Consider the following 15,646-nt stretch of genomic DNA (forward strand, 5'->3'; position numbering starts at 1 on the left):
ATCCCGGCCGCCGATGCTGCGGCGCCGTCTAGCGCGCTTCACCGGGCGGGAAAACCCGCCCGGCACGATGGTTGCGCTACCATCGTATTTTTGCGTGGATTTATTTCGTTAGCGGGCCAGCCAGCCACCATCCACGGGCAAAGTAATGCCCTGGACGTAGTCAGCGGCCGACGAGGCTAGGAACACGGCGGCGCCGCCGATGTCTTCCGGACGGCCCCAACGGCCGGCCGGGATGCGAGCCAGGATCGAGGCGTTACGGTCGGCGTCGGCGCGCAGGGCCTCGGTGTTGTTGGTGTCGAAGTAGCCCGGCGCGATGGCGTTGACGTTGATGCCCTTGGTCGCCCACTCGTTGGCCAGGATCTTGGTCAGGCCGGCCAAGCCCGACTTGGCGGCCGTGTACGACGGCACGCGGATGCCGCCCTGGAACGACAGCAGGCTGGCGATGTTGATTACCTTGCCGCCACCCTGCTTCAGCGCCTGCTTGGCGAAGGCCTGGGTCAGGAAGAAGACGACCTTCAGGTTGGTGTCCATCACCGCGTCCCAGTCGGCTTCCGAGAACTCGATCGAGTCGGCGCGACGGATGATGCCGGCGTTGTTGATCAGGATGTCGACCTTGCCGAACGCGGCGACGGTCTCGTCGACCACGCGCTGGACGGGCTCGGTCGAGCCGAAGTCGGCCTTGATCGACAGGAACTTGCGACCCAGGGCCTCGACGGCGGCTTGCGTTTCCGTCGGCTCGCTGCGGCCAGCCGCGGCGATGTCGGCGCCGGCTTGGGCGAGCGCGATGGCGATGCCCTGGCCAATGCCGGTGTTGGCGCCGGTGACGAGCGCGACCTTGCCTTCGAGGCTGAACGGATTGGCCATGGTGCAGAGCTTCCCTTGAAGATTGTCATCCCGGACGACCCGAAGGGTCGATCCGGGACCGCCGGAAGCGCAAGCGCCTTGGGCGGTCCCGGGTCTACGCTGCGCTTCGCCCGGGATGACAAGCGAAGGGAGCGTGGGCTTTCGCCCTACTTTACTTCAGCTGGCAGATGTCCAGCACGTTCATGTCGGTGTAGTCGAGGTTCTCGCCGCCCATCGCCCAGATGAAGGTGTAGTTGGCGGTGCCCGAGCCCATGTGGATCGACCACGGCGGGCTCATCACGGCTTCCTCGTTGGCGATCACGATGTGACGCATCTCGTCCGGCTCGCCCATATAGTGGAAGACGCGGTCGTTATCGCCCAGGCCGAAGTAGAAATAGGCTTCCGAACGACGGTCGTGCAGGTGGGGCGGCATGGTGTTCCAGACGCTGCCCGTCTTCAGGACGGTCATGCCCAGCAGCAGCTGAGCCGACTTGCAGGTCGTCGGGACGATGTACTGGTAGATCGTGCGCTCGTTGCTGGTTTCCAGCGCGCCGCGCTCCAGGGCGACGGCGTCGGCGAAGGCCAGCTTCTTGGTTTCGAACGCGACGTGGGCCGGCAGGCTGACCAGGTAGAAGCGGGCGGCTTCACCGTTCACGCCTTCGAAGGTCACGTCCTTGGCGCCCATGGTGACGTACAGGCCGTCACGCGGAACGATCTCGTATTCCACGCCGTCGACGGTGATCTTGCCGGTGGTCTCACCGACATTGATCACGCCCAGCTCGCGGCGCTCCAGGAACGGGTGGCCGGCGGCCGAGGCAGGCTCGGTCTGGTCGGGCAGCTTGACGGCCGCGGTGGCCACGACGCCGCCGACGACGAAGCGTTCGGCGTGGTTGTACGTCAGGACGATCTGGCCGTCCTGGAACAGGCCCTGCATCAGGTAACGGTCACGCAGGTCTTCGTTGCCGGCCGCGAACATCATGTCCGGATGGGTGGCGTGGTAGGTCTTGGCGAACATCGGGAAGTCTCCGGAAAGGGTGTTCTATTCGGCGGCGGCGCGCAGCGTGGTCGGGCGAGCCCAGTCCGGACGCTGGTCCAACTTGTAGGCCTTCTTAGGCAGGTTGTACGTCAGATCGACGATCAGCTCCTCGGCCTCGACCAGGTCCATCCGGTGCTCGGCGACCATGCGGGCCAGGAACGAACTGTCGACGCGACGGGCCACGTCGTGGCGGGCCGGGATCGACAGGAAGGCGCGGGTGTCGTCGTTGAAGCCGACGGTGTTGTAGAAGCCGGCGGTTTCCGTGACCTGCTCGCGGAAGCGCATCATGCCTTCCGGGCTGTCGTGGAACCACCAGGACGGACCCAGCTTCAGCACCGGATAGTGGCCGGCCAGCGGGGCCAGTTCGCGGCTGTAGACGGTCTCGTCCAGGGTGAACAGGATCACCGACAGGCGCGGATCGTTGCCCAGGCGGGTCAGCAGCGGCTTCAGCGCGTCGACATATTCGGTGCGCATCGGGATGTCGGCGCCCTTGTCGCGACCGTGCGACTGCAGAAGGCCGACATTGTGGTTGCGATGCGAGCCCGGGTGGATCTGCATGACCAGCCCGTCGTCCAGGCTCATCTTGGCCATCTCGGTCAGCATCTGGGCGCGGAACAGCTCGGCCTTCTCGGGCGTCACGTTGCCCTTCACCAGGTCGGCGAACAGGGCCTCGGCCTCGACGTCCGACAGGTCGGCGGTGGCCGCGGTCGGGTGACCGTGGTCCGACGAAGTGGCGCCGGCCTCGATGAAGACCTGGCGGCGCAGGCGGTGCGCTTCCAGATAGCTCTTCCAGCTGTAGACGTCCTTGCCCGACACCTCGGCGAAGCGTTCGAAGGCGCGCGGGCTGCGCTCGTCCTCGAAGTCGATGACCGCGTCCGGACGATAGGCGGTGATGACGTGACCGCCCCACCCGCTCTCACGGATGGCCTGGTGATGCTTCAGGCTCTCGTGCGGGCCTTCGGTGGTGGCGATGGTCTCGATGTTGAAGCGATCGAACAGCGCGCGCGGGCGATAGGCGTCGGTCGCCAGGGCCTCGTTGATGCGGTCGAAATAGTCGTCGGCGTTCGAGCCATCGAGGAATTCGGTGAAGCCGAACACCTTGCTGAACACGTGGTTCAGCCAGATCCACGAAGGCGTGCCGCGGAAGAGGTAGAAGTTGTTGGCGAACAGGCGCCAGGCCTCGCGCGGATCGGTGTCGGGCACGCCGGCCTTGGACCGCACCTTCAGGGCGTCCAGGCTGATGCCCTGGCTGTACAGCATGCGGAACACGTAGTGGTCCGGGGCCAGCAGCAGGTCGGTGGCGTCCTGGAACGGCGCGTTGGTCGCGAACCACGACGGATCGGTGTGACCGTGAGGGCTGATGATCGGCAGATCCTTGACCAGCCCGTACAGGCCGCGCGCGTAGGAGCGCGTCGTCGCATCGGACGGGAACAGACGATCTTCGTGGAAATTCAGCGGCCTGGCCATGTTTCGCTTCCTCTTCCCAACGTCGTGACGGCCTCGCGGCGGGTCGTCGTGACGCGCTTGGTAACCGGTGTCACGACGCGTTGCAAGAAAGCAGGCGGTCGTCGCGACGTGTTGTGTTCAGGACTTCGGCGGCGCGGCCGAGGACTCCCGCAGGACAAGATACGGGATCGTGCTGGCCGGATCACGCGCTTCGCGACTTTCCCGACCGATCAGCTTCTCGGCGGCGATGCGGCCCACTTCCCGTGTCGGAATGTGGATCGTGGTCAGCGGCGGCCAGACGGCCTGGGCGATCTGGAAGTCGTCGAAGCCGACGACGGTCAGGTCCTCGGGGACCTTCAGCCCCGCGCGGCGCGCCGCCTGCAGGGCGCCAGCGGCCATTTCGTCGTTGCCGCAGAAGATGGCGGTGGGGCGTGGGGTCATGGCCAGCAGGGCCTCGCCGCAGGCCAGGCCGGACTCGAAGGTATAGGCGCCCTGGACAATATAGTCGGGCTTCAGGTCGACGCCGGCCTTCTGGAGCGCATCCTCCAGCCCGCCCCGGCGCTCGTGCGAGGAGCGGAAGTTGGGCAGGCCGCTGATGAAGCCGATCAGGGTGTGGCCCAAGTCGACCAGATGCTGACCCATCACCTCCCCGCCCAGACGGTCGTGGCCGACGATCATGTGCTCGGGCTTGTCCAGCTCGACCGAGGCGATGCGGATATATTCGCAACCGATCTCGTTCAGCAGCTTGGCGACCCGCTCGTCTTCCGACACCGACGGCGGCAGCACCACGCCGTACAGCTTCTGACGCTCGACGAAGGAGCGGATGTCCTGGAGGAAGGTCGGGCTGGCGCGGTTACAGGGGTGGACGACCAGCTCGAAGCCCGAACCGCGCATGCCGTCCAGCAGACCCAGCTGCATGTTCACGACGTACTGCGGGTTGGGGTTGTCGTAGATCATGCCGATCAGGAACGAGCGGCGGAACGCCAGACCCCGGGCCTGCGGATCGGGAGCGTAGCCCCACTCGGCGATCACCGCCTCGATACGCTCGCGGGTCTCGTCGCGGACAAAGGGAGACTGGTTGATGACGCGTGAGACGGTCTTCTTCGACACCCCGGCCAGGCGGGCAATGTCGTTGATCGTGGCCCGCTTGCGGCCGCCCTCCACGCCGCTCTCCCCCTCTTCCAGAATAGAGGCCGGGGTCGAGGAAGGCGTCTTCGAAGAGTTCACGGCGTTTCCAAGCAGCTTTAAGCGGTCTCTTTTGTCATACTCTAGCCGCGCCAGCGCCGCCAACCTAGGACGAAACGTCCGCTTTTGGGGTGACTGACACCGGTTACCATGTCACTAGACACACAAATTGGCGATACGAAACTCAGTGGCGACGACAAGCTATGACTGAAACGACCCTGGCGCCCCGCGAATCGATCCACCCGGTGGACCCCCGCGACCACGTAGCCACCGCCCTGCGCGACATCGCGGCGGGCGAGGTCCTGGACCTGCACGGCCAGGCGATCACCGCCCGCGCCGACATCCCCAAGGGCCACAAGATCGCTATTCGTGATGCCAGCGCTGGCAGCGATGTGCTGAAATACGGCTGGCCGATCGGCCGGGCCACGGCCGACATCGCCGTCGGCGACCATGTCCACGTCCACAATGTCGAGACCCGGCTTGAGGGCGTCGAGGGCTACAGCTTCACGCCGAGCGCGCCGGAGCCGCATGTCGAGCCCGCCGCCCGCACCTTCGACGGCTATCGCCGCAAGAACGGCCGCGCCGGCACCCGCAACGAGATCTGGGTGCTGTGCACCGTCGGCTGCGTGGCCAACACCGCCCGCCGCATCGCCGAGAAGGCCAATGCCCGCTTCGCCGGCCGCGTCGACGGCATCTACGCCTTCCCCCACCCGTTCGGCTGCTCGCAGCTGGGCGATGACCTGACCCACACCCGCAGCCTGATCGCGGGCCTGGCCGCCCACCCCAACGCCGGCGGCGTGCTGATCCTGGGCCTGGGTTGCGAGAACAACCAGCTGAAGGCCCTGCTGGAAAGCGCGCCGGACATCGATCGCGACCGCCTGAAGAGCTTCACGACCCAGATGGTCGAGGACGAGATCGAAGACGGCCTCGCCGCCGTCGAGGCTCTGGTCAAAATCGCCGAGCAGGACAAGCGCGAGCCGATCCCGGTCTCGGAACTGGTCGTCGGCCTCAAGTGCGGCGGCTCGGACGGCTTCTCGGGCGTCACCGCGAACCCCTTGGTCGGCCGCATCGCCGACAAGGTCGCCGACGCCGGCGGCACGCCCGTCCTGACCGAGATCCCGGAAGTGTTCGGGGCCGAGAACGTGCTGCTGCAGCGCGCCGCCAGCCAGGAGATCTTCGACCAGGCCGTCGCAGTGATCGACGACTTCAAGCGCTACTTCATCGACAACAACCAGCCGATCTACGAGAACCCCTCCCCCGGCAACATCGCCGGCGGCATCACCACGCTGGAGGAGAAGTCCCTCGGCGCGGTGCAGAAGGGCGGCCGGGCCCAGCTGGTCGAGGTACTGCGCTACGGTGAGCGCGTCGGCCCGCACGGCCTGACCTTCCTGGAAGCCCCCGGCAACGATGCAGTGTCCTCGACGGCCCTGACCGCCGCTGGCGCGACGGTGATCCTGTTCACCACCGGTCGCGGCACGCCGCTGGGCTTCCCCGCCCCGACCCTGAAGATCGCCTCCAATTCGGGCCTGGCCCAGCGCAAGCCCGGCTGGATCGACTTCGACGCCGGCCAGGTGCTGGAGGGCGTCTCGATGGACGACGCCGCTGACCGCCTCATGGACCTCGTGGTCGACACCGCCTCGGGCAAGGAGACCAAGTCCGAGCTCAACGGCGAGCGCGAGATCGCCATCTGGAAATCGGGCGTGACCCTTTAGTGGTCAAGCCAATTGCCAGACTTGTCAGACTACCGCATCTAAAGCACCGCTTCGTTCGACCTCCAGCTTCAGGCTTGCTCCCGTGACGGCTTCTTCCGCGACCTCCCCTGCCCTGCGTCTGAGCGCGACCAGCTATCCGGGCGCGATCCCGGGCGTCGCCCTGCCGGCCTATGACCGCGACAAGGTGCAGGTCGGCGTCGTCCACTTCGGCCCTGGCGCCTTCCACCGCGCCCACCAGGCCTTCTATTTCGACCAGTTGCTGGCCACCGATCCGCGCTGGGGCATCTGCGCCGTCTCGCTGAAGAGCCCGGGCGTCCGCGACGCCCTGGAGCCGCAGGACGGCCTCTACACCCTGGCCCAGCTGGACGCCGAGACCACCTTCCGCATTGTCGGCTCGATCCGCGAGGTGCTGGTCGCGCCGGAAGATCCGCCTTCGGTGTTCGCGCGTCTCGCCGCCCCGACCACCCGCATCGTCACGCTGACCGTGACCGAGAAGGGCTACACCCTGTCGGCCGAGGGCGGCCTCGACGAGAAGCATCCGGACGTCGTCCACGACCTGGCCAATCCGCGCGAACCCAAGAGCGCCGTGGGTTACATCGTCGAGGGCCTGCGCCGCCGCTTCGTCGCCGGCCTCGCCCCCTATGCCGTGGTCGCCTGTGACAACCTCGCCGACAACGGCTGGCGTCTGAAGGCCGCCGTCGTCGCCTTCGCCGGCAAGATTGACGCCGACCTCGCCGCCTGGATCGACGCCGAGGGCAGCTTCCCGCGCACCATGGTCGACAGCATCACCCCGGCCACCGACGACGCCCTACGCGCCCGCGTCCAGGCCGCCACCGGCCTGGAAGACGCCTGGCCGATCCAGCGCGAAGCCTTCACCCAGTGGGTCGTCGAGGACGTCCTGCCGGCCGATGCGCCGGACCTGGCCAGCGTCGGCGTCATCCTGACCGACGACGTGCGCGGCTTCGAGCGCGCCAAGCTGCGCCTGCTGAACGGTGTCCACTCGACGCTGGCCTATGCCGGCATCCTGCGCGGCCATGAGACGGTGTTCGAGGCGGTCAGCGACCCGGTGCTGGAAGCCCTGGCCCGCGACCTGATGGCCAAGGACATCATCCCGACCCTGACCGCGCCGCGCGGCCTGGACCTGGCCGCGTACGCCGAGGCCATCCTGGCTCGCTTCCGCAATCCGGAGATCCGCCACTACCTGGCGCAGATCGCCTGGGACGGCTCGGCCAAGCTGCCCTTCCGCATCCTCGGCACCCTGACCGAAACCCTGGAGGCCGGCCGCTCGATCGAGCGCTTGGCGATCCCGCTGGCGGCCTGGATGCGCTTCATCGCCCTGCGCGCCAAGACCGGCGAGGCCATCACCGACCCGCTGGCCGACAAGCTGACCGAGATCGGCGTGGGCGTCACCGGCGACGCCAAGACCGACGTCGCGGCGTTCCTGGCCCTGGACACGGTCTTCCCGGCGGCGCTGACGAGCAATTCGACGTTCGTGGAAGCGATCGAGAAGGCCTACAGCGACCTCGCCTAGCGAGTAACGCCTTTGGCGGTCAGCACCGGAACCACGGTGCTGACCAGGATCTCCAGGTCGAACAGGAACGAGCGGCGGGCCAGATAGGCGGCGTCCAGCGCCACCTTGTCCGGGATGGCCAGCTCGTCGCGGCCGTTGATCTGCGCCCAGCCGGTGACCCCGGGCCGCAGGACATCCACGCCGGCGGCCTGGCGGGCGGCGATCAGGTCGGCCTGATTGAACAGCGCCGGGCGCGGCCCGACCAGGCTCATATGCCCGACCAGCACGCTCCACAGCTGCGGCAGCTCGTCCAGGCTGAGCTTGCGCATCAGCGGCCCGACCGGCGTCAGCCAGCGATCCGGGTCCTCCAGCAGGTGCGTGGCGACTTCGGGCGTGTCGATCCGCATGGTCCGGAACTTGGGCATCGGAAAGAGCGCCGAGCCCTTACCCACCCGCTGCGACCAGTAGAGCCCCGGCCCCGGCGAGGTCAGCCGCACCACCGCCCACAGCACGGCGATCGGCAGGGCCAGCACGATCAGGCCGATCGCCGCCGCCATGAAGTCGAAGAGGCGCTTCACCTAAACGCTCAGCCGAGATCGCCGCTGGCCGCGTCGAGCAGCAGATAGGCCCGGCCGGCGTCCGACGACAGCAGGGCCGCCAGCAGGAAGCCCTCGCGGTCCTGGCCGGCGGCCTCCTCGATCATGCCGGCATAGCGCTTGAGGAAGCGCTCGGCATTGGCCTTCAGAGTCGAGTCGGAGAACAGGCGGCGGACCAGCCGGCGGATGGCGGCCGGCGCCAGGCGCTTGACCACCTCGCGGGCTCCGACGTCGTCGCGGGTCTGCAAAGCGGCGGCGATCTCGTCGATCCGGCCGCGCGGCAGCAGGGCGTGCGGGTCGATGCCCATGGCCGTGATCTCGGCGGCCAGTTTCTCACCCAGGGCCGCGTCGCCCGGCGAGCTGTTCTCGATGCCGGCCAGCAGGTTGCGCCAGCTCCAGCCGCCCTCGCCGTCCGGCTCGCCGGCCGGGGGCTGCGGCGCCTGCTTGCGGGCCGAGGCCTGCTCGAACACCGAGCGGAATTCCTGGTCGGTCGCCGTCGGCGTCAGGCGCAGGCGGCGGCGATCGGTCGGCGGCTCGTCATCCTCGTCGGCGAACTCGACCATCGGCAGCGGTTCGGGCTGGACCGGCGGCGGCGCGGGACGCGAACGGGTGGGCGGCGCCTGGGTCGGGGCGGCGCGGGCGGCCATGGTCGAGGCGCTGGACGCGGTGACGGCCCCGGCCGCCTCGCTGAGCATCTCGTAGTTGCGGCGGACGCGTTCCTGGAAGGCCTGGTCGATCGCGGCCGTCTCCTCGGCGGTGCGACGGACGGCGTTCATCAGTTGCTCGACGCCCTGCTCGATGGAGATCCTGACCTCGGCGGCTTTCTGCAAGGCCTCGGCCGGCAGGTCGGCGGTGCGCTTGCTGATCTCGGCCAGCATCGCTTCCAGCTCGTCCAGCGTGCCGCGGGCCGATTGGACCGAATCCGCCAGCTTCTGCGAGGTGCGCGCCCCGGCCTGCTCGACCATCTGGGCCGAGTGCTCGATGATGTCGCGGGCCTCTTCCATGCGGGACTCGAACACCGCGTCGGCCTTCTGGCCGGCGGCGAAGGCGATCTCGTTCAGCTGGTCGACGCGGCTGCGGGCGGCCTCTATGCGGGCGTCAACGCCATCGCTGGCCTCCAGCGCCGCCTTGGCCATGGCCTCCATGGCCGCCTTCAGCTCGTCCTCCAGCAGGGTGCGCTGGTTCTCGGCGACATCGCCGATGGTCTCGAGCGTCTTCTTGGCGTTGTCGGCCAGAGCCTCGCGCTGGACGGTCGCGCCGTCGGCCAGTTCGCGGAACTGGTCGGCGGCCGCGCTGATCAGGCCGCGCAGGATCTCCGCGCCCATGGCGGCGGTGTCCGACAGCTCGGTGGCGCCGACGCGGGTATAGGCGACGAACTCGGTGAGCTGGGCGGTGCGGGTCTCGGCCTCGGAGGCGAAGTCCTCCTGGTCCGAGCGCAGGGCCTGGCTGATCTCGACCAGGGCGGCGCGCTGGGCGGCCAGGCTCTTCTCGACCGACGACACCTGGTCGCCGACGCCGTGGCCGGCGGTTTCCAGGCGAGCGATCTGACGCGACAGGTCCTCGGCCCCGACGCGCGCGGCGTCCGAGGCCTCGGCGGCGGCGGCGGCCAGGTCGGCGGCGCGGGCGGCCAGGGCGGCCTCGGCTTCGCGCAACTGGGTCTCGGCCAGGTCGGAGGCTTCGGCCACCATGCGGGCCTGGCTGCCGATCGCGTCGACCACCGCCGTGGAGCGGGCGTCCAGCGATTGGGAGAGCGTCTCCATCGCCGTGCGCTCATGGCCCAGGCCCTGGGCCAGCTGGTTGGCCATCTTGGCGGACTCGGCGGCGGCCTCGGCCAGACGGCCGGTCTCTTCGGCCAGAGCCTGGCGCAGCGAGACGATGTGCTCGCGGGCCCGCTGGGCGGCGTTGGCGGCGTCATCGACGCCCTGGCGCATGGCCTCGACGGCGCTGGACGCGCCGACGGCGGCCAGGGCGGCCGGGGTGACGATGCGGTCGGTTAGGGTGCGGGTGCGGCGCAACTCGTCGGCGATGCCTGTCGCCTGGCGCAGCAGATAGGCGCCCAGCAGGGTCAGCAGCGCCGGGCCCAGCGCCAGGCCAGCGAACACCGTCAGGGCGAAGCCCTCGACCTTGAAGGCCGGCACGCCACGGGCATAGCCGAGCGCGAAGGCGATTGGGGCCAAGGCCCACAAGGCAGCGATGGCGGTGGCCAGGGTCCAGAACAGCACGCCCGACATGCGGCGCGGGATGTCCTCGCTGCGCAGCGGCACGGTCGTTTCGGGGCCGCGCAGGTCCAGGGTTGGCTCGCGGCTCTCGGCCTTGGCCGGCGCGGCGCGTTCGGGCTCGACGACCGGGGCCTGGGCCGGGGCGCTGGCGGTCAGCGAGGTGGCCAGCTTCAGCTCAGGCTCGGAGAAGCTTTCGGCCGGAATGGGATCGGGCTCGCGGCGACGGCGCGAGCGCACGCTCATGGGCGGCGGAACGGCCAAGTCGTCGTTCAGCGTCTCTTGCAGGCTCAAGGGCTCGGCGGTCGGGATGTCCGCCTCGGGCTCGGAAAACGACGTCGCCGGCGGGAGCTCTGGAGGGAGTTCGGGCGTGGTCTTGGCTTCCTCGGGCGGGGCGACCGTCGGCGTGGCGGAAAAATCGAGCGGTTGGCGCTTCTTAGGCTTCATACACAGCCAGGGTCCCAGAGCGTCGGCGAGGGGGAGCGCAGAGACAACCTTCGCGCGCCGAACCCCTCGTTCGCGTGTCACATGAACCTAACGGCGAAAAGCCTTGGCGCAAAGCAACTTTGCTTGCGTTTGCAAGGGTTGCGACGCCTTACGGGCCTGTTCAGGCGTCGCGTGCGGCCGGTTGAGTGATCTTCAAGGGCGCATTAACCGCGATCGGAGCGCTACGCGGCGAGCGAGCGACGGTCCGGGCCGCGGCGCTCTTGGCGTGGGGGCAGACGCCATGCTCCACGCTCACGCCAAATTGGCAGAGCGCGAACGACGACAGCCAGACGACCGCCACTGCCAGCATTTCCGTTAGAAAGCCCATAGCCCGTCCCTGGACTGATAGCGGCGTTATGCGAGCGTTTCGGGTCCAGGGCGAGTGAACTTTTGGTCATGAAAGCCGGCGCTTGCGAGCCCGGGCGCCACGTCCCCTGACAGCGCCCCCAGAATTCCGGCGGTTGTCCCACTCGGCGGCCGGGCCTAGGTCGCAAGCTGACGCGGCGCGGCCCTCCACGGGACGGGCCCGGACATTTTTCCTTTGCGGACCTTCGCCTTGGCCCTTACCCAATTCGCACCCGCCGCGTACCCGCCGGACCCGATGACGACCCAGATTTCGCCGGCCCGCCTCACCCACCTTCAGCGCCTGGAGGCCGAGAGCATCCACATCCTGCGCGAGGTGGCCGCCGAGTGCGAGCGCCCGGTCATGCTGTACTCGATCGGCAAGGACAGCGCGGTGATGCTGCACCTGGCCGCCAAGGCCTTCTATCCCAGCAAGCCGCCCTTCCCGCTGCTGCACGTCGACACGACCTGGAAGTTCCGGGACATGTACGCCCTGCGCGACAAGGTGGCGTCCGAGCTGGGCTTCGACCTGCTGGTCCACAAGAACCCGGACGCCGAGGCGCGCGGCGTCAATCCGTTCGACCATGGCAGCGCCCTGCACACCGACCTCTGGAAGACCGAAGGCCTGAAGCAGGCGCTCTCCAAGTACGGCTTCGACGCGGCCTTCGGCGGCGCCCGCCGCGACGAGGAGAAGAGCCGGGCCAAGGAGCGGGTCTTCTCGTTCCGCACCGCCGAGCATCGCTGGGACCCGAAGAACCAGCGTCCGGAGCTCTGGAACCTCTACAACACCCGCAAGCACCCTGGTGAGAGCCTGCGCGTCTTCCCGATCTCCAATTGGACCGAGCTCGACGTCTGGCAGTACATCCACCTGGAGAACATCCCGATCGTGCCGCTGTATTTCGCGGCCGAGCGGCCCGTGGTCGAGCGCGACGGCGCGCTGATCATGGTCGACGACGACCGCTTCCGCCTGCATCCGGGCGAAGTCCCGCAGATGAAGAGCGTCCGCTTCCGCACCCTCGGTTGCTACCCGCTGACGGGCGCGGTCGAGAGCACCGCCTCCACCCTGCCCCAGGTCATCCAGGAAATGCTGCTGACCACGACGTCGGAGCGCCAGGGCCGGGTCATCGACCACGACCAGTCCGCCTCGATGGAGAAGAAGAAGCAGGAGGGCTATTTCTGATGGCGCACCAGTCCGCCCTGATCGCCGAGGATATCGACGCCTACCTGCACCAGCACCAGCACAAGTCGCTGCTGCGCTTCATCACCTGCGGCAGCGTCGACGACGGCAAGTCCACCCTGATCGGTCGCCTGCTGTACGACAGCAAGATGATCTTCGAGGACCAGCTGGCGGCCCTCGAAGCCGACAGCAAGAAGGTCGGCACACAAGGCGGGGCGATCGACTTCGCCCTGCTGGTCGACGGCCTGGCCGCCGAGCGCGAGCAAGGCATCACCATCGATGTCGCCTACCGCTTCTTCTCGACCGAGAAGCGCAAGTTCATCGTCGCCGACACCCCCGGCCACGAGCAATATACCCGCAACATGGTCACCGGCGCCTCGACCGCCGACGCGGCCGTGATCCTGATCGACGCGCGCAAGGGCGTGCTGACCCAGACGCGCCGCCACAGCTATCTCGTCAGCTTGCTCGGCATCCGCCACATCGTGCTGGCGGTGAACAAGATGGACCTGGTCGGCTGGAACCCGGCCGTCTTCGAACAGATCGTCGCCGACTACCGCGCCTTCGCCGAGCAGATCGGCCTGACGGTATTCACGCCTATCCCGATCTCGGGCCTGGGCGGCGACAACATCGCCTCCGTCAGCGAGCACACACCCTGGTTCAAGGGCCCGATCCTGATGGACTGGCTGGAGGGCGTTGAGGTCGAGGACGACCTGCAGGGGAAGCCCTTCCGCATGCCGGTGCAGTGGGTCAACCGCCCGAACCTCGACTTCCGCGGCTTCTCGGGCCTGATCGCCTCGGGGACGATCAAGCCGGGCGACCGCATCCGCGCCCTGCCCTCGGGTCGCGAGAGCCGCGTGGCCCGCATCGTCACCCTGCCAGGCGATCTGGACCAAGCCGTCGCCGGCCAGTCGGTGACCCTGACGCTGGAAGACGAGATCGACATCTCGCGCGGCGACGTCATCGCCACCGCGGACGCGCCCGCTCCGGTCGCCAACCAGTTCGAGGCCACCGTCGTCTGGATGGACGACGAGCCCCTGCCGCCTGGCCGCACCTACCTCTTGAAGCTGGGCGCGCGGACGGTCAGCGCCAGCGTCACCGACATCAAGCACCGGGTGAACGTCAACACGCTGGAGAAGACGGCCGCCAAGCGGCTGGAGCTGAACGAGATCGGGCTGGTGAACCTGTCGCTCGATCAAGCGATCCCGTTCGAGGCCTATGCCGACAACCGCCAGATGGGCGGCTTCATCCTGGTCGATCGCCTCAGCAACCGCACCGTCGGCGCCGGCATGATCAACTTCGCCCTGCGGCGGGCCGACAACATCCACTGGCAGCACACCGACGTCACCAAGGCCTCGCGGTCGGCGCTGAAGGCTCAGCGCGGCCAAGTCGTCTGGCTGACGGGCCTGTCGGGCGCGGGCAAGTCGACCATCGCCAACCTGGTCGAAAAGCGCCTGCACGCTCTCGGCCGTCACACCTATCTGCTGGACGGCGACAATGTCCGCCACGGCCTCAACAAGGACCTCGGCTTCACCGAGGAGGATCGCGTCGAGAACATCCGCCGGGTGGCCGAGGTCGCCAAGCTGATGGTCGACGCCGGCCTGATCGTGCTGACCGCCTTCATCTCGCCGTTCCAGGCCGAGCGCCAACTGGCGCGCGACCTGCTGGACGACGGGGAGTTCATCGAGGTCTTCGTCGACACGCCCCTGGCCGTGGCCGAGGCCCGGGATGTGAAGGGCCTCTACAAGAAGGCCCGCTCGGGTCAGCTGAAGAACTTCACCGGCGTGGACAGCCCGTATGAGGCGCCCGAGAAGCCCGAGCTGCGGATCGACACGACCTCGATCGATCCGGTCGAAGCGGCCGAACGCATCGTAGCCTGGCTGGAAGGCCGCGAGATCGACTACACGATCTGATGTCTTGAGCGGCGCGATAGCAGGATCGCGCCGCCCAGGCCCAGCAGGGCCATGAAGGCGGTGGCCAGGTAGCCTTTCGCGCCCAGGGCGTCGAACAAAGGCCCGGAGGCCAAAGTCGCGATGCCCAGCGTGAAGCCCGACGACAGCGCCGAATTGATCGCCTGGGCCGGCGACGCGGCGGCCGGCGGGGCCAGCTTCTCGATCAGGCGCAGCGAGGCCAGGAACGACGCGGCGAAGGTCATGGCGTGCAGCATCTGCAGCGGGAACAGCGCCCACAGCGGCGGCTCGAAGGCGTAGAGGCTCCAGCGGATCACGGCCGCGCTCGCCCCGAGGATCAGGAACCGCTCCGGCCCCCAGCGGCGGCGCAGCGGCTCCAGGAACCACATGAAGCCGACCTCGGCCGCGACGCCGACGCCCCACAGGATGCCGATCATCGGCTCGCTGATCCCCTGCTTGCGCCAGAGGATGGCCGAGAAGCCGTAGTAGAAGGCGTGCGCCCCCTGGATCAGGCCGGCTGTGACCACCGCCAGCACGAAGGTGCGGTTGCGCAGCAGTTCGGACAGCCCCTTCCAGCGCTCGGATCGGTCGGGCTTGGCGCCCTCGGCGTGGACGCGTTCGGGTGGCACCAGCAGCGCGGCGGCGGTCGCCCCGATGAAGCAGGCCGCGGCGATCCAGATGGCGATGATGGTCGGGGCCGCGAAAGTCAGGATCGCGCCCATGGCCAGATTGGCGGCGATGAAGGCTGACGAGCCGGTGCCGCGCGGGATGCCGTAGTTGAAGCTCTCGGTCCGCGCCCGACGCAGGGTGATCACGTCGATCAGCGGTGAGACGGTCGACAGCAGGGTCTGGCCGATGAACCAGGCCGGGATGAACCACCAGAGGTTCGGCGCGATCAGCAGGCCCGCATAACCCAGGCCCGCCCCGACCAGCAGCACGACCATCGGCGTCCGCCGCAGGGTGAAACCGTCGGCCCAGACGGCCAGCACGGGGCCGGTGAAGGGCTTGAGCAGCAGCGGCACGGCCAGGATCAAGCCGATCTCACCACCGCTCATGCCGCGCGAGCGCAGATAGGTGCCGATATACGGCAGGCTGACGCCTGAGCTCAGATAGATCGCGGCGTAGAACAGGCAGAGGCGGACAAGCGTCGGGAGCCCCGGCTCCTTCGTCCTGTCCGCCCCAGCTTCCAC

Annotated in this window: 11 protein-coding genes; 4 read left to right on the forward strand and 7 right to left on the reverse strand. The window is 68.3% G+C overall.

Annotated features, from left to right (window positions below; genetic code table 11):
* Positions 1–108 precede the first annotated feature (108 nt).
* From kduD to AC07NI_RS09300, 4 genes are all read right to left on the reverse strand, one after another.
* Positions 109–864, reverse strand: a complete 756-nt coding sequence (kduD, locus tag AC07NI_RS09285; RefSeq protein WP_494618032.1) for a 2-dehydro-3-deoxy-D-gluconate 5-dehydrogenase KduD — start codon at positions 862–864, stop codon at positions 109–111.
* Positions 865–1,015: 151 nt separating this feature from the next.
* Positions 1,016–1,858, reverse strand: coding sequence for a 5-dehydro-4-deoxy-D-glucuronate isomerase (kduI, locus tag AC07NI_RS09290; protein WP_494618036.1), 843 nt, complete (start codon positions 1,856–1,858; stop codon positions 1,016–1,018).
* A 24-nt stretch (positions 1,859–1,882) separates the two neighbouring features.
* Positions 1,883–3,346 (reverse strand): glucuronate isomerase, encoded by a 1,464-nt coding sequence (gene uxaC / locus AC07NI_RS09295; RefSeq protein WP_494618038.1) that lies wholly within the window; start codon positions 3,344–3,346, stop codon positions 1,883–1,885.
* A gap of 117 nt (positions 3,347–3,463) precedes the next feature.
* Positions 3,464–4,552 (reverse strand): LacI family DNA-binding transcriptional regulator, encoded by a 1,089-nt coding sequence (locus AC07NI_RS09300; RefSeq protein WP_494618043.1) that lies wholly within the window; start codon positions 4,550–4,552, stop codon positions 3,464–3,466.
* Positions 4,553–4,713: 161 nt separating this feature from the next.
* Here AC07NI_RS09300 and AC07NI_RS09305 point away from each other — a divergent pair, with 161 nt between their 5' ends.
* Positions 4,714–6,222: a UxaA family hydrolase gene (locus AC07NI_RS09305; protein ID WP_494618046.1), complete on the forward strand. Its 1,509-nt coding sequence runs from the start codon at positions 4,714–4,716 to the stop codon at positions 6,220–6,222.
* Positions 6,223–6,304: 82 nt separating this feature from the next.
* On the forward strand, positions 6,305–7,753 hold the full coding sequence (locus AC07NI_RS09310) for a mannitol dehydrogenase family protein (RefSeq protein ID WP_494618047.1): 1,449 nt from the start codon (positions 6,305–6,307) through the stop codon (positions 7,751–7,753).
* On the opposite strand, the gene AC07NI_RS09315 is transcribed toward AC07NI_RS09310, so the two are convergent.
* Together AC07NI_RS09315 and AC07NI_RS09320 are read right to left on the reverse strand one after the other, a co-directional pair.
* On the reverse strand, positions 7,750–8,310 hold the full coding sequence (locus tag AC07NI_RS09315) for a sugar transferase (protein ID WP_494618049.1): 561 nt from the start codon (positions 8,308–8,310) through the stop codon (positions 7,750–7,752). The two genes, AC07NI_RS09310 and AC07NI_RS09315, sit on opposite strands and share 4 nt — an antisense overlap.
* A gap of 8 nt (positions 8,311–8,318) precedes the next feature.
* Complete coding sequence (locus AC07NI_RS09320; protein WP_494618051.1) at positions 8,319–10,991, reverse strand: coiled-coil domain-containing protein; 2,673 nt, start codon at positions 10,989–10,991, stop codon at positions 8,319–8,321.
* Positions 10,992–11,586: 595 nt separating this feature from the next.
* On the opposite strand from AC07NI_RS09320, the gene cysD reads away from it, so the two are divergent.
* Positions 11,587–12,552 (forward strand): sulfate adenylyltransferase subunit CysD, encoded by a 966-nt coding sequence (cysD, locus tag AC07NI_RS09325; RefSeq protein WP_494618053.1) that lies wholly within the window; start codon positions 11,587–11,589, stop codon positions 12,550–12,552.
* On the forward strand, positions 12,552–14,459 hold the full coding sequence (gene cysN / locus AC07NI_RS09330; protein WP_494618055.1) for a sulfate adenylyltransferase subunit CysN: 1,908 nt from the start codon (positions 12,552–12,554) through the stop codon (positions 14,457–14,459). Before cysD ends, cysN begins: the two co-directional genes overlap by 1 nt.
* Here cysN and AC07NI_RS09335 read toward each other — a convergent pair.
* Positions 14,447–15,646 (reverse strand): MFS transporter, encoded by a 1,200-nt coding sequence (locus AC07NI_RS09335; RefSeq protein ID WP_494618057.1) that lies wholly within the window; start codon positions 15,644–15,646, stop codon positions 14,447–14,449. The two genes, cysN and AC07NI_RS09335, sit on opposite strands and share 13 nt — an antisense overlap.

The sequence above is a fragment of the Caulobacter sp. GW821-FHT10E02 genome (assembly GCF_059415225.1).